Source organism: Tenacibaculum gallaicum, assembly GCF_003387615.1.
GTDB lineage: Bacteria > Bacteroidota > Bacteroidia > Flavobacteriales > Flavobacteriaceae > Polaribacter > Polaribacter gallaicus.
In genome coordinates, this window is the sequence record NZ_QUNS01000006.1 from 177,343 (window position 1) to 197,476 (window position 20,134).

General features: G+C 29.8%; 24 protein-coding genes. 9 read left to right on the forward strand and 15 right to left on the reverse strand.

Features of this window, described 5'->3' with window-relative positions:
* Nucleotides 1-4 precede the first annotated feature (4 nt).
* The 5 genes from hisB (at nt 5) to hisIE (ending at nt 3,879) form a co-directional block, all read left to right on the forward strand.
* Nucleotides 5-1,138 carry a bifunctional histidinol-phosphatase/imidazoleglycerol-phosphate dehydratase HisB gene (hisB, locus tag C7448_RS12005; RefSeq protein WP_115901627.1) on the forward strand — a complete coding sequence of 378 codons (1,134 nt, stop codon included), beginning with the start codon at nt 5-7 and terminating at the stop codon, nt 1,136-1,138.
* Nucleotides 1,139-1,224: 86 nt separating this feature from the next.
* Nucleotides 1,225-1,806 (forward strand): imidazole glycerol phosphate synthase subunit HisH, encoded by a 582-nt coding sequence (hisH, locus tag C7448_RS12010; RefSeq protein ID WP_115901628.1) that lies wholly within the window; start codon nt 1,225-1,227, stop codon nt 1,804-1,806.
* Nucleotides 1,807-1,825: 19 nt separating this feature from the next.
* A complete protein-coding gene (gene hisA, locus C7448_RS12015; RefSeq protein WP_115901629.1) occupies nt 1,826-2,542 on the forward strand; it encodes a 1-(5-phosphoribosyl)-5-[(5-phosphoribosylamino)methylideneamino]imidazole-4-carboxamide isomerase in 717 nt (238 codons plus the stop codon).
* Nucleotides 2,543-2,545: 3 nt separating this feature from the next.
* Nucleotides 2,546-3,298 carry an imidazole glycerol phosphate synthase subunit HisF gene (gene hisF, locus C7448_RS12020; protein WP_115901630.1) on the forward strand — a complete coding sequence of 251 codons (753 nt, stop codon included), beginning with the start codon at nt 2,546-2,548 and terminating at the stop codon, nt 3,296-3,298.
* A complete protein-coding gene (hisIE, locus tag C7448_RS12025) occupies nt 3,295-3,879 on the forward strand; it encodes a bifunctional phosphoribosyl-AMP cyclohydrolase/phosphoribosyl-ATP diphosphatase HisIE (RefSeq protein WP_115901631.1) in 585 nt (194 codons plus the stop codon). Before hisF ends, hisIE begins: the two co-directional genes overlap by 4 nt.
* A gap of 92 nt (nt 3,880-3,971) precedes the next feature.
* Here hisIE and C7448_RS16105 read toward each other — a convergent pair whose 3' ends face one another.
* From C7448_RS16105 to C7448_RS12055, 7 genes are all read right to left on the reverse strand, one after another.
* On the reverse strand, nt 3,972-4,103 hold the full coding sequence (locus tag C7448_RS16105; protein ID WP_262510989.1) for a hypothetical protein: 132 nt from the start codon (nt 4,101-4,103) through the stop codon (nt 3,972-3,974).
* Nucleotides 4,104-4,134: 31 nt separating this feature from the next.
* Nucleotides 4,135-4,752, reverse strand: coding sequence for a Type 1 glutamine amidotransferase-like domain-containing protein (locus C7448_RS12030; protein WP_115901632.1), 618 nt, complete (start codon nt 4,750-4,752; stop codon nt 4,135-4,137).
* 10 nt (nt 4,753-4,762) lie between these two features.
* Nucleotides 4,763-5,257 (reverse strand): GNAT family N-acetyltransferase, encoded by a 495-nt coding sequence (locus C7448_RS12035; RefSeq protein WP_115901633.1) that lies wholly within the window; start codon nt 5,255-5,257, stop codon nt 4,763-4,765.
* A 288-nt stretch (nt 5,258-5,545) separates the two neighbouring features.
* Complete coding sequence (locus tag C7448_RS12040) at nt 5,546-5,944, reverse strand: VOC family protein (RefSeq protein WP_115901634.1); 399 nt, start codon at nt 5,942-5,944, stop codon at nt 5,546-5,548.
* 58 nt (nt 5,945-6,002) lie between these two features.
* Nucleotides 6,003-6,734, reverse strand: a complete 732-nt coding sequence (locus C7448_RS12045; RefSeq protein WP_115901635.1) for a helix-turn-helix transcriptional regulator — start codon at nt 6,732-6,734, stop codon at nt 6,003-6,005.
* 51 nt (nt 6,735-6,785) lie between these two features.
* Nucleotides 6,786-8,204: an amidohydrolase family protein gene (locus tag C7448_RS12050; protein WP_115901636.1), complete on the reverse strand. Its 1,419-nt coding sequence runs from the start codon at nt 8,202-8,204 to the stop codon at nt 6,786-6,788.
* A 124-nt stretch (nt 8,205-8,328) separates the two neighbouring features.
* Complete coding sequence (locus tag C7448_RS12055) at nt 8,329-9,783, reverse strand: serine hydrolase domain-containing protein (protein ID WP_115901637.1); 1,455 nt, start codon at nt 9,781-9,783, stop codon at nt 8,329-8,331.
* 118 nt (nt 9,784-9,901) lie between these two features.
* Between C7448_RS12055 and C7448_RS12060 the strand changes: the two genes are divergently transcribed.
* The 4 genes from C7448_RS12060 (at nt 9,902) to C7448_RS12075 (ending at nt 13,430) form a co-directional block, all read left to right on the forward strand.
* Nucleotides 9,902-11,056 (forward strand): class I SAM-dependent methyltransferase, encoded by a 1,155-nt coding sequence (locus C7448_RS12060; protein WP_115901638.1) that lies wholly within the window; start codon nt 9,902-9,904, stop codon nt 11,054-11,056.
* 9 nt (nt 11,057-11,065) lie between these two features.
* Entirely contained in the window at nt 11,066-11,635 is a 570-nt protein-coding gene (locus C7448_RS12065; protein WP_115901639.1) for a Crp/Fnr family transcriptional regulator, read from the forward strand.
* A 77-nt stretch (nt 11,636-11,712) separates the two neighbouring features.
* Nucleotides 11,713-12,387: a type 1 glutamine amidotransferase domain-containing protein gene (locus C7448_RS12070; RefSeq protein ID WP_115901640.1), complete on the forward strand. Its 675-nt coding sequence runs from the start codon at nt 11,713-11,715 to the stop codon at nt 12,385-12,387.
* A gap of 119 nt (nt 12,388-12,506) precedes the next feature.
* On the forward strand, nt 12,507-13,430 hold the full coding sequence (locus tag C7448_RS12075; protein WP_115901641.1) for an EamA family transporter: 924 nt from the start codon (nt 12,507-12,509) through the stop codon (nt 13,428-13,430).
* A 52-nt stretch (nt 13,431-13,482) separates the two neighbouring features.
* Here C7448_RS12075 and C7448_RS12080 read toward each other — a convergent pair whose 3' ends face one another.
* The 8 genes from C7448_RS12080 to C7448_RS12115 are packed head-to-tail and all read right to left on the reverse strand — an operon-like array spanning nt 13,483 to nt 20,133.
* Nucleotides 13,483-13,881: a hypothetical protein gene (locus C7448_RS12080; RefSeq protein WP_115901642.1), complete on the reverse strand. Its 399-nt coding sequence runs from the start codon at nt 13,879-13,881 to the stop codon at nt 13,483-13,485.
* A gap of 41 nt (nt 13,882-13,922) precedes the next feature.
* Nucleotides 13,923-14,744: a DUF1853 family protein gene (locus C7448_RS12085; RefSeq protein WP_115901643.1), complete on the reverse strand. Its 822-nt coding sequence runs from the start codon at nt 14,742-14,744 to the stop codon at nt 13,923-13,925.
* Nucleotides 14,745-14,751: 7 nt separating this feature from the next.
* Nucleotides 14,752-15,255, reverse strand: a complete 504-nt coding sequence (locus C7448_RS12090; protein WP_115901644.1) for an OmpH family outer membrane protein — start codon at nt 15,253-15,255, stop codon at nt 14,752-14,754.
* Nucleotides 15,256-15,313: 58 nt separating this feature from the next.
* Nucleotides 15,314-16,222 carry a tRNA (adenosine(37)-N6)-dimethylallyltransferase MiaA gene (gene miaA, locus C7448_RS12095; protein ID WP_115901645.1) on the reverse strand — a complete coding sequence of 303 codons (909 nt, stop codon included), beginning with the start codon at nt 16,220-16,222 and terminating at the stop codon, nt 15,314-15,316.
* Entirely contained in the window at nt 16,223-17,038 is an 816-nt protein-coding gene (locus C7448_RS12100) for an ion transporter (RefSeq protein WP_115901646.1), read from the reverse strand. It abuts the gene before it with no gap.
* Nucleotides 17,039-17,070: 32 nt separating this feature from the next.
* Nucleotides 17,071-18,168, reverse strand: coding sequence for an exonuclease domain-containing protein (locus C7448_RS12105; protein ID WP_115901647.1), 1,098 nt, complete (start codon nt 18,166-18,168; stop codon nt 17,071-17,073).
* Nucleotides 18,169-18,201: 33 nt separating this feature from the next.
* The gene (locus C7448_RS12110; protein WP_115901648.1) at nt 18,202-18,870 is read right to left on the reverse strand and encodes a YggS family pyridoxal phosphate-dependent enzyme; all 669 of its coding nucleotides are present in this window, start codon (nt 18,868-18,870) and stop codon (nt 18,202-18,204) included.
* A gap of 24 nt (nt 18,871-18,894) precedes the next feature.
* Nucleotides 18,895-20,133 (reverse strand): DUF1015 domain-containing protein, encoded by a 1,239-nt coding sequence (locus C7448_RS12115; RefSeq protein ID WP_115901649.1) that lies wholly within the window; start codon nt 20,131-20,133, stop codon nt 18,895-18,897.
* Nucleotide 20,134: the final 1 nt, after the last annotated feature.

Sequence of the window (20,134 nt, forward strand, 5' to 3'; positions counted from 1 at the left end):
AAAAATGAAAAAAATACTATTCATAGATAGAGATGGTACCTTAATCAAAGAACCGGCAGACGAACAAACAGATTCATTTGAGAAATTACAATTTTACCCGAAAGTTTTTCAAGGGTTAGGTAAAATAGCTAAAGAATTAGATTTTAAACTAGTATTAGTGACCAATCAAGATGGGCTAGGAACAGAAGTATATCCTGAATATACCTTTTGGCCAGTACACAACTTTGTGATGAATACGTTGAAAGAAGAAGGTATTGTATTTACAGAAGAGATTATCGATAGAACTTTTGCTAAAGACAATCAACCTACAAGAAAACCAAATACAGGGTTACTTACCAAATATTTTTCTAAGGAATATGATTTACAAAATTCTTTTGTAATAGGAGATCGTTTAACTGATGTTGAATTAGCTAAAAACTTGGGAGCTCAAGGAATTTATATAAACGATGAAACGAATTTAGGTACTGATGAAATTACTGTAAAAAGAGAGGAGTTAGATAATTTTATAGCTTTAGAAAGCAATGATTGGAATGCTATTTACGAGTTTTTAAAACTAGAAGATCGTTCAGCATCTATTGAGCGAAACACGAACGAAACTCAAATAAAAATTGATGTAAACTTAGACGGAACAGGAAAAAGCACCATTAATACTGGGATTGCTTTTTTCGATCATATGTTAGATCAAATAGCACGTCACGGTCAAATGGATCTGAATATACAAGTAACAGGTGATTTAGAGGTAGATGAACACCACACTATTGAAGATACAGCGATAGCATTAGGAGAAGTATTTTATAAAGCATTGGGAAATAAACTAGGGATTGAACGTTACGGGTTTTGTTTGCCAATGGACGACTGTTTAGCGCAAGTAGCTATTGATTTTGGCGGAAGAAATTGGTTGGTGTGGGAAGCTGATTTTAAACGAGAAATGATAGGTAAAATGCCTACGGAAATGTTTTATCACTTTTTTAAATCGTTTACCGATGGAGCAAAATGTAATTTGAACATCAAAGCAGAAGGTACGAACGAGCACCACAAAATTGAAGCTATTTTCAAAGCTTTTGCAAAAGCTATAAAAGTAGCTGTAAAAAGAGATGTAGAGAAGATGATTTTACCATCAACAAAAGGAGTTCTGTAATCAATTATGAATTAAAGATTATGAATTACTCAATGAGTGTAAAAAAGTAATTTGTAATTAAAAATTCATCATTCATAATTAAAAATATGATAGCTATTATAAAATATAATGCAGGAAATATACGATCGGTACAAAATGCGCTAATTCGCTTGGGATACGAAAGTATTATTACTGATAATCCAGAAGAAATAAAATTGGCAGATAAAGTAATATTTCCGGGGGTTGGAGAAGCTAGTTCAGCAATGCAATATTTAAAAGAAAGAAACCTTGACGAGTTAATTATTTCATTAAAACAGCCTGTTCTGGGAATTTGTTTGGGCTTACAATTAATGTGTACATCTTCTGAAGAAGGAAATACCAAATGTTTGGGCATTTTTGATGCGTGCACGAAACAATTTCCTCCAAAAGAAAAAGTCCCACACATGGGATGGAATAATTTTTCTGAATTAAAATCTTCTGAATTGTTTACAAATATAGCTGTGGAAGATGATGTATACTATGTTCATGGGTATTATGCAGAAGTATCTAAAAACACACTGGCTACCTGTGATTATATTCTTCCGTTTAGTACCGTTATGAAGCAAGATAATTTTTACGCGATGCAGTTTCATCCAGAAAAATCAGCAGCTATAGGAGAAAAACTTCTAGAAAACTTTTTAAACTTATAAACAATTAAACCCGAACGAAGTGAGAATCATACCCGCAATAGATATTATAGAAGGTAAGTGTGTCCGATTAACAAAAGGAGATTACGGTACCAAAAAAATATATAATGAAAGTCCGTTAGAAGTAGCCAAAGAATTTGAAGCTAACGGCATACAATGTCTACATTTAGTCGATTTAGATGGAGCAAAATCCAATCGAATTATAAACAATAAAGTGTTAGAACAAATTGCTACGAAAACCAATTTAAAAATTGATTTTGGAGGAGGTTTAAAGTCTGATGAAGATGCTCGAATCGCATTTGAAAGTGGGGCAAATCAGATAACAGGAGGAAGCATAGCGGTAAAAAATCCAGATACATTTATTGGATGGCTTACTAAATACGGAAAGGATAAAATAATCTTGGGAGCCGATTGTAAAGAAAGAAAAATTGCGACCAATGGTTGGTTACAAACTTCAGAAGTTGATGTTATTGATTTTATAAATGAATATGAAGAAATAGGTGTTGTAAATACTATTTGTACCGATGTAGCTAAAGACGGAATGTTACAAGGAGCTTCTTTAGATTTATATTTAGAAATTTTGAGTAAAACTTCAGTCAACTTAATAGCGAGTGGGGGAGTAGCTAATATCAATGATTTACGCAGGTTAAAAGAAATAGGCTGCGAAGGTACTATTGTAGGAAAAGCTATCTACGAAGGGAATATTAGTTTAAAGGAATTACAAGAATTTATAAGTTAAAAGATGTTAAAGAAAAGAATTATTCCATGTTTGGATATAAAAAATGGAAGAACGGTTAAAGGGGTCAATTTTATTGATATTAAAGATGCTGGAGATCCAGTTGAGTTGGCTAAACAGTATGTGAAGCAAGGAGCTGATGAATTGGTTTTTCTAGACATTACAGCTACGTTAGAAAACAGAAAAACCTTAGTAGAATTGGTAAAAACAATCGCTCAAGAGATTAATATCCCGTTTACTGTTGGTGGGGGAATCAGTACTGTAGAAGATGCCGTAGCTTTAATCCAAGCAGGGGCAGATAAAGTAAGTATCAATTCTTCCGCAGTTAAAAACCCGCAATTAATTACCGATTTAAAAAACCGATTCGGAAGTCAGTTTGTAGTGGTTGCTATTGATACCAAAAATGTAAATGGAGAGTGGAAAGTGTTCACTAAAGGAGGAACTTTTGAAACTAAACTTGATACTGTAAGTTGGGCTATAGAGATTGAAAAATTAGGTGCAGGTGAAATTCTCTTGACCTCTATGAATAGTGACGGAACCAAAAACGGATTTGATATTGATGTAACCAACGTAGTGAGTAAAACGGTAAACATTCCTGTAATCGCTTCAGGAGGTGCAGGAAAAGTAGCGCACTTTGAAGAAGTCTTTACAAAAACAGAAGCAAGTGCTGGTTTAGCGGCTAGTATTTTCCACTTTGGTGAAATACCAATACCAACACTAAAAAATGAATTAAAATATAAAAACATAGCTATACGATGAATATAGATTTTTCAAAAGGAAAAGGTTTAGTTCCTGTAGTAATTCAAAATAACACCACCTTACAAGTATTAATGTTAGGGTATATGAATGAAGAAGCATTCACTAAAACACAAAGTGAAGGGAAAGTTACTTTTTATAGTCGAAGTAAAAATAGGTTATGGACAAAAGGTGAAGAATCAGGAAACTTTTTATGGGTAAAAGATATTCAGGTAGATTGTGATAATGATACTTTGTTGATTAAAGCTACTCCTGAAGGACCTACTTGTCATAAAGGGACAACTTCTTGCTTTGCTGAAGAGACTTCTAAAGGTTTTTTATACGAATTGGAAAGTGTTATTACTGACCGAATAGATAATGATGTAGAAACTTCTTACACTAATAAACTTTTTAAAAGAGGTATTAATAAAGTAGCTCAAAAAGTAGGAGAGGAGGCTGTAGAAGTAGTCATCGAAGCTAAAGATAATAATGATGAGTTATTTAAAAATGAAGCTGCTGATTTATTATATCACTATTTAATTTTGTTAAAAGCCAAAGATTTTACGTTAACCGATATTGAAAATATTTTAAAAAACAGAAGCTAATATAAAATAGAGGGTAACCCCTCTATTTTATACTGTCATAACTAACTTTTTTCCTCTAACTTGATTATTTTCCATGAGTTGATGTACTTTTTTTAATCAATAGGATTAAATGTAGTTGCCTTTATTTTAACTAAAATCTCATTATCGTTTAATTTAGGATCATCTACTTCAACGAGTTCAAAATTTTCAACTCCTCCAAAGTTTATTAAAGTAATTGTTTTCAATTTTTTTATGATTTAGGGTTATTGATTTAACTTATTTTGTACCTACTATCTCCGTCGTACCTCCAGAAACTAGAATAGCTTCTGTATTACTTATAGGAAGTAAATTTATTTTGTTGTTATAATCTGTAATAATTTCTTCAACAATCTGTTTAAAAGGCTCATTAGTATGATGTGGTAAAGTGTAAAAATCAACCAAGTTTAAAGCATCATAATTCACTAATTTTTCAGCTTTGGATTTATCATCCATTTTTTCTACAAACTGTATGTTTTTAGATAAGATTATAGAACCTGCTGAAGCTCCTACGTATGGTTTCCCTTTTTTTATTTCGTTTCGTATAATTTCATCGCTACCAGATACCTTTAATTCCTGAAGTAAGTAAAATGTATTTCCTCCTGAAATATAAATAAAGTCATTCTTTTGAATTGTTTCCTCTATTTTGTTTTTTGAAGTATTAGAAATATCTAACTCATCAATAATTACTCCAAGCTCTTCAAAAGCTTTTCTATCATTATCTACATACCCAGTATATTCTTCTTTAACGCTTGCTGTTGGGATAAAAGTGATTGTTTTTCCTTTAGTATTTCCCACAAAAGATTTAAAATATTTATAAACATCAATAAAAGAAGATGTTAGGAAAAGTTTTTTCATAGGTTAAGTGTTATTTTACTTGTAATTTTAATTCAAGTATTTCTCCTGGTAATCCATCAAACTCCTTAAACTCTTTTGATTTAAATCCGTTATTCATTAAAATTTTTCTAGAAGGAATATTTTTAGGGTCTATGATAGCATAAATTCGTTTTAAAGATTGGTGATTTTCACCTATATTAATAAGTTTTTCTCCAACCAAACTAGCAATTCCTTTTCCCCAATATTTAGGTAAAAGCATGTATCCAAGTTCAGCTTCTTCGCTATTTATTTTTTGAATTTCTAATTTAGCTAATCCAATAAATTCATTTGTATCTTCTTTTATTATTTTAAAACTTCCAAAGTTTATGTCAAGCTTACTGTTCTCAATTAACTTGTGGAAATCTTTTTTAGCCTCCTCTAGTTCAATAGCTCTTTCTGTTATCATTTCCATTACTTTTTCGTCATTTACCAACTGGAAATAGAATGAAAAATCAAGGTGATTAAATTTTTCTATTTTTATTTTCATGCGCTTATACTCGTTGTATTTTAAATAGTTATGTGTAATTTTTGGACACAAAAATTACCTCATACTATCTGTGTTAATTCTGTTTTCTATAAGAACTAAGATAATAAAAGAGGACTATTTATTTATTGACTAATACGAAGTATTTTTAGCTTGATTAAGTTTTTAAAAAACTAAAAAAGTATTTTGAATAGTAACTAATTAAAAGGTAGCTAGTTAAGATTTGTGGTAGAAAAAGATATTTTCTACCACATTTTAAAAAGTATATTTTTATTGAAATACTTTATTTACTTAGTAGTTTAAATACCAGTGAATTCCAAATTTATCTTTTACACAAACTAAATTAGTATCAATTGTTGTTTGAAAAAAATCAAAAGTTACTTTTCCTCCTTTTTTTAGTTTTTCAAATACTACTTCATGCTCTTCAATGGTATCAAAATTAATTGTCATACCAATTCCATTTCCAAAGGTTATTTCTTCATTTTCAAATCCATCTGATACATAAAAGCAAATATTTTCTGCTTTAAATTCAGCATGAGCTATTTTCTTTTTATAAGTTTTAGAAACTTGGTAAGGTGTTTCTGAAAAACGTTGTATAAAAGTTGTTTTTCCTTCAAAGCAATTTTCATAAAACTTTAAGGCTTCTTCAGCTCTTCCTTTAATTGTAAAATAAGTGACTAATGTTTTCATGTTTATCTATTTTAAACAAAGATTAGTCTTTAAGAAATGAAAAAATTGAACGCAGTTGCTATTTTATACTTTGTGAAGGTAAAATACCGAAAGCCTTATAATAGGTTCGTGTAAAATGTGCTTGATCTGCAAAACCTCCATAATAAGAAGAGTGTGTAAAGTTTTTATTTTCACAAATTGATTTTAAGGATTTTACTAATTTAGTGTATAAAACAAACTTTCTAAAAGAAGTTCCTGTTTGTTGCTTAAAAAGGTGAGAAAATCTATATGTTGATAAACAGACGCGCTCTGATATTTCTTTTAACGTTATTTTATTTGAAGTTTTAATTATTTTTATAGATTCCTTAATCCGTTCATCTATTCTAAGGTCAGAAGAAATTTCTGTTTTCAGAAAGACTTCATTTATTACCTTTAAAATTGTTTTTTCATCAATTTCATTATTAGAAAACCATTCTTTTAAAGTTTTAATGATGCTTTTTGTTTGAATAAGTGTTAGCTTTTTATAAGGCTTATTTTTATTGGTAAGTTGTAAGCCTTGTTCGGAAAAAGGCTCGATATGAATGAAAGCAATGTAATTATTCTCTGGGTTTACAATTTTTCGGAGAGTATTAGCTTGCATAACTATACCAGTAGAAGAAACATTTAGATTGTCTACCCTGCAATGAAAAGGCTTCCCGAAAGAAATAGCTATAGTTATAGCGTTATGTTGATGTTTATTTGTTTGAATATTTTGGCCAACGTAAATACCACCAACATCAGAAAAACCAATTTTTGATTTTCTATTTATCATTATTAAACATATTCATCTTTGTAATACTATGTTGTGTATTCAAATTCAAAACTATAATTTTTTTCTGTTTTTCCATTGAAACTTTTCTTTATTAGCATCATTCCAGTTAGCTACTTTTAAAAGCATAGTGTCGATTTTAGTTTTATCAAGCCACTTTCCATTTACAAATACATCAGATATTGTACGTGTGTTATTAATGTTTTCTAGTGGGTTTTTATCTAGTAAAATTAAATCAGCAAATTTCCCAGTTTCAATAGTTCCTATTTTATCACCAATTTCTAACCATTCAGCAGGCAATCTAGTTGCAGAAGCTAAAGTTTCCTCAGTTGTTAACCCTGCTTCTACTAATAGTTCCAATTCATCATGAAGAGAAAATCCCCAAATAATACCAGAAATACCAGCATCTGTTCCTGCAAGCATTGGTACGCCTGTTTCTTTAAAAGCTTTCACAATCTGGATATGGAATTTTTTTTGTTTATTATAGTATTCAATTAATTTGGGAGAAGCTCCATAATAACGATTTGAGGTTAACCATTTATTTTGCATTAGTGGATGTACATACTTTAAACTTTGTAAATTTTGAATACTTTCTAATGATTTAGCCTGTTTTGAAATCCAGACCATGTTGGATAGATTCGGAATTAACCAAGTATTATTTTCTTTAGCTAAACGAGCAAATTCTTGTGCTTTTTCATAACTGAAATCATTCGTCTGTTTCGATAATTCTTCAGCATGCGCTATGAGTCCGAATTGAGGTACAAATAAATCTTCAGCAGGTTTTCCTTCAAAGACTGTAGGAATGTGGCCAACAACTTTCATATCCTGTTTTTCAGCTTCATCAATAACTGCTTTAAAAGTTTCTTCATTTAACCAGGTATAAACCTTTATGAATCTATAACCTAAACCTTTAGCATTTCTAACCGATTGTCGCCCTTCTATAGGAGTCGTAGCTTTAATTTCATTGCCTTTGCCATCAATTACAGCAGCTATTGCCATACGAGGGCCAATAACACTTTTTTCCATTATTTTATCTCTTTGTGAAAAGTGTCCAAGTCTTCCACTTAATTCAAATACTGTGGTGACTCCATTAGCTACATATGGTGTCATTAGGTTTTGAGTATTAAAACTTACTGTAGAACCTCTAGTTGGATATCCTTGTGAGAAACTCCCGTTACTAAGGGTATGTACATGCATATCAATTAACCCTGGAATAAGCCATTTACCTTTTCCATCAATTATTGTTGCTTCAGAAGGAATAGAATCATTTATAGATTGTATGATGTTTTCATGAATGACTACTGTAGCGTTTTCAATAACGTTATTGCTTTTAGTCATCGGAATTATGTTTACGTTCTTTATAACGTATGTATTATTTTCTTTTTGAACTTCAGGGTTGCTGTTTTTTACGCAATTAAATAATAAAAAAGAGACTGTAAGGAGTAGTAGGATACTAATTTTTAGATGTTTCATGCAGTTTAGTTTTCTTAAAGACGTATTAAGAATAAAAATGTTACAAGAAAACCAGCATTTAAAAAAAATGACTGAATTTAGTATTTAAAAATTTAGTCATTGATGTGCTTATATGTTTATTATGTTATTTATTTTTTAGTTCAGCTATTTTGTTTTTCATTTGCTCATTATAATTCCATTGATTGTCTTCATTGAGTAGAATTGCTTTTTTATAGTTTTTAATTGCCTTAAGACTATCATTTTTCATTTCATAAGCTTCAGCTAAACTCGCTTTTGACACCCACCAATTAGGATTAACTTCGGCATTAAACTTAAATACATCAATAGCATTTTCAATGTTATTTTCACTATAAGCATAAGAATTACCTATACTGTTAATATTCCATTTTAAATTGTAGAAGTTAGAATTTGGGTTTTCTTTTTTTAATTTTTTGAATGATTGTATAGCTTCGTTAAATTGATGGCGAATAACAAAATTCAGAACATCTTCCTCCTTTGCTAATTTTTTTGCTTTAAGTTCAGGGATTGAAATTCTTGCTATATCATTAATAATAATGTCATAAGCAGGTATTGTATAACCGTTTGATAATAAAATAATCGTTGTTTTATCATTTATAAACTTTCTAAAAGAAGATAAATTTCCACCCGAAAATCCATAAGAGTCCAATCCGTTTACTTGAATGCTATTCCAACCATGTAAAAAATGGTCTTTTTTATTCGTGAAACTGAAAGGTTCCCACATTTCTGTTTTCATCTTATCACTTAACAAGATATCGTCGTTCAATTTCTTGTTCCATTCAATAAATTTTTCAAGAGTGATGTTTAGCCCGTTTCCTGAATGTCCTCTTTTACCACTATTATTAGTATCCTTTTCAAATTCTTTTGTCTTTTCATTATAAAAATATCTAGTAGCACGATTTGGAATAGTTTCTTGTGAGTTAGAAGAAAACAAGACTCCTTTTGTAGAATTATCAAACTGATTTTTAAGAATATAATCATCAAAAGACATTCCTGTAATTTTTTCTATAATTCGAGTGAGTAACCAATAGTTTGTTTGATTATATTGAAACTGTTTTCCAATAGCAAAATTCATTTTGTCATTGAATAGTTTTTCCATTAATTCCTCGTCAGTTAACATACTTTTATATCTTACAATATCAGGTAAACCTGAAGAATGACTTAGTAAATTTTCAACTTTTATCTCCTGCCATAGTTGTGGTAAATTATCTATGTATTTTGAAATTTTATCTTCTAAACTTAGCTGTTTGTTTTGTATAAGCTGAAATACTCCTGTGGAAGTTATAAGTTTTGTCACTGAAAAAACTCTAAACAATGTATTTTCATCAATAGGTTTGTTATTCTCTAATGATGATTTGCCTAAATAATTTTTATAAACTATTTCATCATCCTTAATTACTACTAAAGCTAATCCAGGAATATTATGTAGCTTCATAGCTTTTGTTAAATAAGAGTCAATTTCATTTTTAATGGTAGCAGTATTGTTTTCTTTCTTTTGGTTAGAGCAAGAAAAACTAGAAAACAATAGAAAAAGGGAAAAAAGTGTGATTAATTTCTTCATAGTATTTCATTATTTATGTTAATAGAAACGATAACTTTTATTTAGTGTTACAGTTTTTATAAAAATGATAGCACTTTTTATTTGTTATTAAACAAATTCGATTGTCTATTTTTGTAGTATGAAAGAAGCCTTACATCAATTGTTTATCGAGTTTCAAAACAGCATACAAAAAAATGATTTTGTAAAATTAACTTTGAGTAAACCGATTCGTAAAAGTGATGAACTGTCAAATGTATATGTTCGTCAAATAACGTTAAAAGGAGACGTTTGTTTTCAGTTTTTATATAGATATAAGACTAATGATCAGACAAAAAACTATTCATTTGAAGAGAGTATTGAAGAGCTTACCGATTTACTTTCAGAAAAGTTTAGGGCAGTAACATTGTTTACGCTAGAAAATGATTTGTTGGTATTTATTTCTAAAAAGAAAAAAGTAAGTTATAAAACTACACAGCCTAGTTTTAAGAATAAATTACCTGAAACCCACGATAAACCTAAAGAAAAAAGAGCTGAGAATAGCGAATATTTATATCATTTAGGGGTAACGGATAAAGAAGGTAAAGTAATTCCTAAAATGGCGGATAAATATCGTCAAATTAACAAGTATTTAGAGATTATTGAAGCACAGATACAATCGGTTAAATTACCTAAACATATCAATATTGTAGATATGGGTTCTGGAAAAGGTTATTTAACTTTTGCTCTGTACGATTATTTGGTAATCCAAAAGGGGTATACTGCAAGTATAACAGGTATTGAGTTACGACAAAATTTAGTTGACTATTGTAATGATATTGCCCAAAAATGCAGATTTAAAGGGCTACTTTTTGTAGCTCAACCAATTCAGGATTATGATAACAATAAAATTGATATTTTAATTGCTCTACACGCTTGTGATACAGCTACTGATGATGCTATTTATAAAGGCTTAGTGTCAAAAGCAGAATTGATTGTTTGTGCTCCGTGTTGTCATAAACAAATTCGTCAACAAGTGAAAGGGAAAGAGCAGGAGAGTCCCTTATTAAAATATGGGATTTTTAAAGAACGTCAGTTTGAAATGGTTACCGATACCATTCGTGCTTTAATTTTAGAGAAGAATAATTATACTACTAAAGTTTTTGAGTTCATTAGTAACGAACACACTCGTAAAAATGTGATGTTGATAGGTACTAAATCATCTAAAAAAGTAAATAAAAAAAGTATTGAAGCTAAAATTTCAGACTTAAAAGAAGCATATCAAATTGAACAGCACTATTTAGAAGGGTTACTATAATATTTTACAATGAGTACATCTGTTAGTAATGTGTTTAAAGATCTTCATTTAGAGAGGGAAGAGTTAGAAATAGTAGAAAATATTTATTCTGAAGTAGTATATAAAAAAGGAGATACTATATTACATACTAATGAGAAAGTATATTACCAATATTATGTAGTAAAAGGTTGTTTACGAACGTTTTTTATGGATGCTAAAGGAAAAGAACATACTATACAATTTGCAATTCACGACTGGTGGATTAGTGATTATATAGGTTATTTTTCCGAATCAGAATCTGTACTTTCTATAGAGTGTATTACAGATGCTATTGTGTTAAAAGTAGCCAAGAGTGATTTGGATAATATCTATGAAAAAGTACCCAAAATAGAACATTTTTTTAGAAAAAAATTAGAGCGTTCAACGGTACGATTTCAAAAAAGAATTTTAAATAACTTAGTTTTATCAGCAAAAGAAAGGTATCACCTGTTTTTACAAAGTTATCCAAATATAGAACAGCAAATTAAAAACTACCATTTAGCATCATATTTAGGAATAACAACAGAAAGTTTAAGTAGAATACGAAAAGAAATCTCTTAAATTCCTTTATTACCATACATCAATTTTTTTACAACTTTCATATACTAATTTTGAGGTAACTTAAAAATAGAAATAATATGAAAAAAGTAGTATTTGTACTTACTAGTCATGAAGAGCTAGGAAATACGGGAGAAAAAACAGGATTTTGGATTGAAGAATTTGCCGCACCTTATTATTTGTTAAAGGATAAAGGAGTGGAAGTAACTTTAGCATCTCCTAAAGGAGGACAACCACCAATTGACCCTAAGAGTAACGAACCAGATTTTCAAACACCAGCTACACATCGTTTTAATAAAGATGAAGCACTTCAAGCTATATTAGCCAACACAATACAATTAAGTGAAGTTAAAGAAGGTGACTATGACGCAATTTTTTATCCTGGTGGACATGGACCTTTATGGGATTTAGCCGAAAATAAAGATTCTGTAGTTTTAATAGAAGCTTTTTATACAAGCAATAAGCCAGTAGGAGCTGTTTGCCATGCACCTATTGTGTTAAAAGATGCTAAATTAAATGGAGAACCTTTAGTTAAAGGTAAAAAAGTAACAGGTTTTTCTAATACAGAAGAAGATGCGGTACAATTAACTTCAATAGTACCATTTTTAGTGGAAGACGAGCTAAAAAATAATGAAGGAATCTATAGCAAAGCAGGAGATTGGGAAGAGTACGTAATTGAAGATGGAAATTTAATTACAGGCCAAAACCCAGCATCATCAGAATTAGTAGCTGAAAAAATATTAGCTAAATTATAATTATCAATAATAACTTTTTTAGAAAAATCGGTTAAAAATATTTTAACCGATTTTTTCTTTTTCAAAAAAAATGTAAAAAGGTTTTATTGTATTTTTAGCTCATTAGAATTTAGATAATAATGAAAGAATCTAAACCGCTTATTATAGCTGCTTTTATTGCCATTTATGTCATTTGGGGATCAACCTATTTGTTAAATAAAATTGTTGTAACAGAGGTTTCTCCGTTGTTGTTAGCTGCTATTCGATTCTCTATATCGGGAGTGCTAATTATGTTAATTGCTAAGCTTTTAAAAAGATCAATTAAAGTAACTAAGAAACAACTTTTAAATTCTGCGATAGCAGGTTTCCTTTTTTTAGTATATGGAAATGGAATGTTTGTTTGGGCATTAAAGTTTGTAGATAGCGGTTTGGGGGCTTTATTAGCTGCAACACAGCCTTTATTTGTTTTATTACTTCTACGTTTAATTGATGGAAAAAAAATGCAAAGACAATCAATTATTGGAGTTATTTTAGGAATCATAGGAATGTACTTGTTGGTAAGTCAAAATGAAATAACTACTTCAAAAGATATGCTAATAGGGGTTTTTATGATTTTTTCTTGTGTCTTAAGTTGGAGTTATGGTAGTGTTTTTGTAGCCAAAGCTACACTTCCTAAAAACTTTTTTGTAAGTACAGGCTATCAAATGCTTTTTGCAGGAGTTTTCCTTTTTATAGGTTCAGTTTTATTAAAGGAAACTTGGTCTTCACCCCTAGATTGGTCTTTTAAAGCACAAGGAGCTATGTTTTTATTAATTGCTTTTGGAAGTATTGTTGCATTTACATCTTTTAATTATTTATTAAAAATTGTTCCAACAGAAAAAGTATCAACATCAGCGTATGTAAATCCTGTTGTAGCCTTATTTTTAGGATGGTATTTTTTAGATGAAACTTTAACAACACAGTCTGTTGTAGCATCTATTGTATTATTATCAGGAGTTTATTTTATTACATCAAGAAAACGAATATCTAAACTTAAAGTAACTAGTAAACCACAAAAAGTTTGATTTATAGTTTAATAAAGTGTATTTATGTTTTTAATACACCAAGTATTTAAAACTATGTTCCCTCACCTGATAGATTAATAACCAATTCTCCCACCTCATGCCTTATTACAATGATTCCTTTTCTAGTACCCAATTGTGTTGGAGTAAAAATAACATCAAAGTGAGTGTCTTTTGTAATACTTGTACCTATTGATAAACCACTAATATGAAAGTCTTCATAATGTTGACCTTTAACTTTTATTCCAGTTACTCTTATATCTAAATCACATTCATTTATCATTTCAATTTCTATATAGTTACTTGTATAGATTTTAGCTTCTAATTTATAATAATCATCTTCAAAAGCTATGTCGACATCAATACAAGAAGGTGTATCTTCTTCAACTTCAAAACAAGATGTAAATGTGATTAAAGTGAATAGGAGTAAAAAAGAGAATTTGAAAAATTTCATAGTTTTTTAGTCAGTAAATTTAATTAGGAATTTGAAATACACTAATTATTCCACCAAACCACAAAAAACTTAAAAAGTTCGCCGTTTGGTTTTTTTAGCCAACAAAGAGGAGCATTTTCTTCGTTTAAAAATTGATGAAGTTTATTTTGAAAAGCTTCATAAGTTAACCAGTTAATATTTGAATGTGGATTTACTAACCAGTTATGTTTAGTTGGAATATAGAATTTACAATCGGAAAATTGTTGTAGCTCTTTCGGATAGATGTAAAACCCATAAATACACTCATTATTTAGTTGTTTAAAGCTTTTTCCGAAGTCCTTTAAAGGAACAAATAATTGTGCTTTAAAATATACTTGTTGTACTATTTCATCAACATTTAATTTTAATTCATCTAGGTAACTTTTAGTATAATGGGAGTAGAGTAGAGGTAATTGTTTTTCTTGAAGTTTGGTTAATTTTTGTATAAGAGAATCTCGTCTATTTGGTCCAATCCAATGTTCAATTTCAGAATTTCCAACAGAAGCATCATATAAATAGAATTTATAAATAATTTCTAAGTGAATTGGGTTTTCGTTTTTCAAGAGTAAACAATCTAACTCACCAACAGTTATCTTTTCTCGTTGAATTTGAATGTTTTCAGCAAGGATTGATACAGTTTTATCTTGACTTAGTTCAAGAGAAACAAAACGTTCCACCAATTTACCCAAACGTAGTTTTTGTGTGATTTCTTGATTAAAAGAAGTTGTTTGGGTAGTTAAAGTAGGGTATTGCTCTAAATCAAAAACACCTTTTCCATACCATAGAAAAGGTGTTTTAAAAAATCCTTCGTACTGTAATTGTAAATCTTTTTGTTTTTGATACATAAAAGAATTACTCTTTAATTCCTAGTTTATCTAATACTAATTGAGTGATATCAAAGCGTTCATCAATATATCCAAATTCGTTTCCAGTTGTTGTTAAAATTTGAGTATATCCGTTTGCTTTAGCTACTTCAGCAATTACTTCTCTTAGCTTTTTATATAAAGGTCGTAAACTCTGATCTCTTTGTACTTGCATCATAGTAGTTCCATTTTGACGAAATTTTCCCATTTCTTGTTCAAGGGTTCTTAATTCTTGAATTCTAGCTTTCTTATCCTCTTCCGTCATTAGTTTTTCTTCAGCCTTAAAAGAATCAACCTTAGTTTTATATTCTGTAGCTTTTATTTGAAAACTAGAGTCTAGTTTTTTACCGTAGCTTTCTACTCGTTGTAAAACTCCTTTCATCTGTGGCATTTTACTAATGATTAATTCGCTATCAACAGTACCTACTTTAGTTTGAGCATTTGAAAACCCGATAAAAAATAAAGCAAGTATAAAAGTGATTTTTAGTTTCATGTATTTCTGTTTTTTGACAAATATAAAAAAGTGATTTTTGTGGTGTTCTTAAAAAGCGTTAAAGTTTATTTTCAATAGTTTTTATAATATCTTGAATATCTTCCTGAAAATCAAACCATAAAATGTTTTTTTCTTTACGAAACCAAGTTCCTTGTCGCTTGGCAAATCTTCTTGAGTTTTTCTTAATTTCTTCTACAGCAAATTCTTTAGTAAAGTTATCTTCAAAATACTCAAATAACTCTCTGTATCCTACCGTTTGTAGTGCATTTAGGTTTTTATGAGAGTGTAGTTTTTTGGCTTCTTCTAGTAAACCTTTTTCAATCATAATGTCTACGCGACGATTAATACGATCGTACAGAATCTCTCTGTCTGCCGTTAATCCTATTTTGATGGATTGAAAATTACGAGGAGCTTTTGGCTTCTTTTTAAAAGAACTATATGTTTTTTGGGTACCAATACAAATTTCTAAAGCACGAATTAATCGATGTGGGTTATCAATAGCAATCGTATTATAAGCTTCAATATCAAGTTCTTTTAATCTTTTTTGAAGATACTCTATTCCTTCATGCTCTAAATCGGTAGCTAAATCAATTCTTATTTGTGGGTTTACATCAGGAAAATAATCTAAACCTTTTAAAACAGCATCTACATATAAACCACTTCCGCCCACCATAATTTGCATAGGGTTTTTGGTAAATAATTCATCTAGTTTAGCCAATGCGTCTTTTTCAAACTGACCTACTGAATAGTCTTCAAAAATACTCCTATTTTGGATAAAATGATGTGGAGCTGTAGCTAGCTCTTCAGAATTAGGAACAGCGGTTCCTATAGTCATTTCTTTATAAAATTGACGAGAATCACACGAAATAATATCACATTTAAAGTGTTGTGCTAATTTAATACTAAGTGCTGTTTTACCAATAGCCGTAGCTCCAACAATTGTAATCAACGTATTTTTTTGTGACATTTAGTTCAGTTTTGTTCCGCAATGATAACAAAATTCTGCCTCATCTTTATGTTCTTCATACGAGCAATTTGGACAAGATTGTGTGTTTAGGTGTACTTTTTTTTTAGTCATTTCAGAACTTACTATTCCTGTAGGAATTGCAATAATAGCATATCCAATAATCACCGTAATACTTGCAATAAACTGTCCTAAAGCAGTTTGAGGAGCTATATCTCCATAACCAACAGTGGTAAGTGTTACTATTGACCAGTAAATACTTCTAGGAATACTTGTAAAACCGTTATCAGCACCTTCAATAAAATACATTACTGAGCCTAAAATGATACAGATAATCAATACGAAATAAAGGAATACTCCGATTTTAGCTTTACTGGCATTTAATGCTTTTATTAATTGATTTGACTCACCAATATATCTAGATACTTTTAAAATTCTAAAAACTCTTAATAAACGTAACGCTCTTAAGGCTATTAAACTACTGTGTGTACCTACAAAGAAGAATGTTAGGTACATAGGAATGGTAGAAAGTAAATCTATAATACCATAAAAACTAAAAACATATTTTGTAGGCTTGTTTATTGAAATAATTCGAAGGATATATTCAATGGAAAAAAAAATGGTAATGATCCATTCAGACACGTATAGGAAATCATGGTGTTTATTATCAAAACTTTCTATACTTTCAAGCATAACAAGTATGATACTTGCCAAAATTGCAAATAATAAGACTATATCAAATAGCCTACCAGCAGGGGTATCTGCTTCATAGATTACTTCATGCAATTTATCTCTCCAATTAAGTGTTTTATTATCCAAAAGATCAGGGTTTTGAATGCTTTAAAGCAATATTACAAATTATTTTCAACTTGTAATCGTACTATTTTAGACACTTTATTTTTTAATAAATAGTTTTTAATTATTGTTTTAGCCAACTCTTTGTTTTCAATAGGGGTTAGCATAGATTTTAAAATAGGTATTTGGTTTTCTTGAAAAGCAAGATTGGTATAGGTATATCCTACAACTTCGTTTTTTTCAATTAAAATTACAGCATGCTCTTCAGGTGTTCTACCTTTATCAATAATAAGCATATCATCGTGATTAAAATTCTTATCTGTAATTTTTCTTTTTCTTATGATGTTATATTTAGGTCTTAATTTTTCAAGCTCTAAATGGTATTTTAAACGCGTAAAAAGCATATTTCCTGTTTCTTCATAAGAAACTTTGGTTACTCTTTTTATTACTTTTAAAGCTTTTCTGGTTTCTTTTAAAAAGAGCTTGTTTGTTTCTTGTTTAACATTTTTACCTCTACCGATAAAAATGATAGTTCCCTCATTATTATGTACATAAAATATACCTTCCTTTTCAGGTAAACTATCTAATATTCTTTGAAAACGAAATTTTTCGTGTCTATTGTCAAAATACTTTATAGATTGTTGAATAATTTTTTTCTCAACATCTTTATCTATTAACAGTTTGAATAGTTGTATAGTGGCTAATGCATCGCCCGTTGCTCTATGGCGATCAGACATTGGAATTCCTAAAAATTTACATAATTTACCAAGGCTATGAGATGGTGACTCAGGAATTAGTTTTTTGCTTAAACTAACTGTACAAAGTGTATTTCGTTTGTATGCATACCCTAATCGGTCAAATTCGGTACGAAGAATACGGTAATCAAAATTAGCATTGTGTGCTACAATAAAACAATCTTGAGTTATTTCAACAATTCTTTTCGCTATTTCATAAAATTTAGGTGCATTTCGCAACATTTTGTTATTAATACCGGTAAGTTTTACAACAAATTCTTGAATTTCCTTTTCTGGATTTACTAAACTAATGAATTGATCTACAATTTGATGTCCATCATATTTATAGATAGCAATTTCTGTAATTCCTTCTTCGTTATATTTTCCTCCAGTAGTTTCAATGTCTAAAATAGCGTACAAATCTCTCCCTTTTTTAAGCTGACTTATGTAAATCTAAGCAATATAATTTCTAACTCCAAAAATAGAGCTTCCTATTCGTACCATAGTACTACCATTTTTAATGGCTAATTTATAATCTCCACTCATTCCCATTGAAAGGATTGATAAATCTGAGTATTTTTCCTGATTCTTATTGAAGAAACTAGCTAATGATGAAAATTCATCTTGTAATTGCTTTTGGTTGTTTGTAAAGGTAGCCATCCCCATTAGGCCTACAATTTTTACATTTTCTAACTCTTTGAATTCATCTGAAGCTAAAATATCTTCAATATCAGTAAATGGTAACCCAAACTTGGTATCTTCTTTAGCAATTCGAGCTTGTAACAAACAATTGATAACTCTATTATGCTTTTTAGCCTGTTTATTTATTTCTTTTAGTGTTTTAAAGCTGTCGACTCCATGAATTAAATCAACAAAATGGGCCATGTACTTTACCTTATTACGTTGTAAATGCCCAATCATATGCCATTTTATGTCTTTAGGTAATTCATCGTATTTAGCTACCATTTCTTGAATTTTATTTTCACCAAATACTCGTTGACCAGCATCATAGGCTTCTTGTAAATCAGTGATAGGTTTGGTTTTAGAAACAGCAACTAATGTTACGCTTTCTGGTAGTGTTGATTTTATTTTTTGAAGATTTCCCTTAATTCCTGTAATCATAATAATTGTGTGTCAAACATTGAACTAAAACTCATAAATAGTTAAAGCACTTCTTAATTTTGGTTCTATGTACGTAGTTTTTGGTGGCATCATTAAACCAGCATCAACAATGGTTTTTAGTTCTTGAATATTAGTAGGTAACATTCCAAAAGAAACTTTAAACTGACCACTGTCAACCTTTGTTTTTAATTCTAATCCGTCAGATTTGTCTTGAGAGTATACAATTTTAGAAGCATTTCTAATATCATTTATTCCTAAAATGGGCTCTAAAACAGTTGTATATAAAATATAAGCATCTAATTCACTCAAACAATCAGTAAATTCATAAGCTGACTTACGTAAGTATAACGCGTAAAATTCTCCATTCAAATACATACTAAAATGATGTCTCTCTTTAGGTCTGTATAATTCTTGTCCACGGTTTTCAATTCTAAAATAAGTATCTAACTCCATTAAAAGTCCTTCAGGAGTTAATCCATTTAAGTCTTTGATGAACCTATTAAACTCATAAATTTTCACTTGACTTTCTGGTAACAGATAACTCATAAAAAAGTTATAATCTTCTTTTCCTGTATGTTCAGGGTTGCTTTTAGCTAAACCTTGAGCTAATAAACAAGAAGATGTTGAGCGATGATGTCCATCAGCAATATATAGCGTATTAACCTCTTTAAAAGCTTTTGCTATCTGTTCCACATCATTTTTATCGTGTATAATCCATAAAAAATGTAAGTCTTTATCTGATGTTGAAAATTCGTACTCAGCTCTATCTTTCTGATATTTTTCTATGATTGAATTAATCACATCATTATCAGGGTAGGTGAGTAGTACAGGTTCTGCATTAAAGCCTGTGTTTTTTAGGTAATTTTCAAATAGTAATTCACGTTCTTTTAGAGTGTCTTCGTGCTTTTTAATTACTTCATTATTATAATCTTCAACAGAAGTAGCTGCAATTATTCCGCAGAAGTTATCATTAGGTGTTCTTTTTTGATAAACATAATAAGCAGGAGCTTCATCTTGTTTAAAAACCTCGTTTTCTTTGAATTCTAAGTAGCGATTATGTACCAATTTAAAACGCTGTTCTCCTGTTATATCTTGTTTGTGATATTTATAACCTGGGTTGATTACATGTAAAAAAGTATACGGATTAAAATCAAGTTTAGCTCCGATTTCCGCAGGTGTATAAATTTCATAAGATTTAGAAGATACTAAAGCAACTTTATCACGTGTAGCTCTAACAGCTTTAAATGGTTTTACAATAGCCATA

Bases quoted from the DNA above. Each gene is read 5' to 3' on its own strand.
- hisB (WP_115901627.1), top strand. From the start codon at position 5: ATGAAAAAAATACTATTCATAGATAGAGATGGTACCTTAATCAAAGAA.
- hisH (WP_115901628.1), top strand. From the start codon at position 1,225: ATGATAGCTATTATAAAATATAATGCAGGAAATATACGATCGGTACAA.
- hisF (WP_115901630.1), top strand. From the start codon at position 2,546: ATGTTAAAGAAAAGAATTATTCCATGTTTGGATATAAAAAATGGAAGA.
- hisIE (WP_115901631.1), top strand. From the start codon at position 3,295: ATGAATATAGATTTTTCAAAAGGAAAAGGTTTAGTTCCTGTAGTAATT.
- C7448_RS12030 (WP_115901632.1), bottom strand. From the start codon at position 4,752: ATGAAAAAACTTTTCCTAACATCTTCTTTTATTGATGTTTATAAATAT.
- C7448_RS12035 (WP_115901633.1), bottom strand. From the start codon at position 5,257: ATGAAAATAAAAATAGAAAAATTTAATCACCTTGATTTTTCATTCTAT.
- C7448_RS12040 (WP_115901634.1), bottom strand. From the start codon at position 5,944: ATGAAAACATTAGTCACTTATTTTACAATTAAAGGAAGAGCTGAAGAA.
- C7448_RS12045 (WP_115901635.1), bottom strand. From the start codon at position 6,734: ATGATAAATAGAAAATCAAAAATTGGTTTTTCTGATGTTGGTGGTATT.
- C7448_RS12050 (WP_115901636.1), bottom strand. From the start codon at position 8,204: ATGAAACATCTAAAAATTAGTATCCTACTACTCCTTACAGTCTCTTTT.
- C7448_RS12055 (WP_115901637.1), bottom strand. From the start codon at position 9,783: ATGAAGAAATTAATCACACTTTTTTCCCTTTTTCTATTGTTTTCTAGT.
- C7448_RS12060 (WP_115901638.1), top strand. From the start codon at position 9,902: ATGAAAGAAGCCTTACATCAATTGTTTATCGAGTTTCAAAACAGCATA.
- C7448_RS12065 (WP_115901639.1), top strand. From the start codon at position 11,066: ATGAGTACATCTGTTAGTAATGTGTTTAAAGATCTTCATTTAGAGAGG.
- C7448_RS12070 (WP_115901640.1), top strand. From the start codon at position 11,713: ATGAAAAAAGTAGTATTTGTACTTACTAGTCATGAAGAGCTAGGAAAT.
- C7448_RS12075 (WP_115901641.1), top strand. From the start codon at position 12,507: ATGAAAGAATCTAAACCGCTTATTATAGCTGCTTTTATTGCCATTTAT.
- C7448_RS12080 (WP_115901642.1), bottom strand. From the start codon at position 13,881: ATGAAATTTTTCAAATTCTCTTTTTTACTCCTATTCACTTTAATCACA.
- C7448_RS12085 (WP_115901643.1), bottom strand. From the start codon at position 14,744: ATGTATCAAAAACAAAAAGATTTACAATTACAGTACGAAGGATTTTTT.
- C7448_RS12090 (WP_115901644.1), bottom strand. From the start codon at position 15,255: ATGAAACTAAAAATCACTTTTATACTTGCTTTATTTTTTATCGGGTTT.
- miaA (WP_115901645.1), bottom strand. From the start codon at position 16,222: ATGTCACAAAAAAATACGTTGATTACAATTGTTGGAGCTACGGCTATT.
- C7448_RS12110 (WP_115901648.1), bottom strand. From the start codon at position 18,870: ATGATTACAGGAATTAAGGGAAATCTTCAAAAAATAAAATCAACACTA.
- C7448_RS12115 (WP_115901649.1), bottom strand. From the start codon at position 20,133: ATGGCTATTGTAAAACCATTTAAAGCTGTTAGAGCTACACGTGATAAA.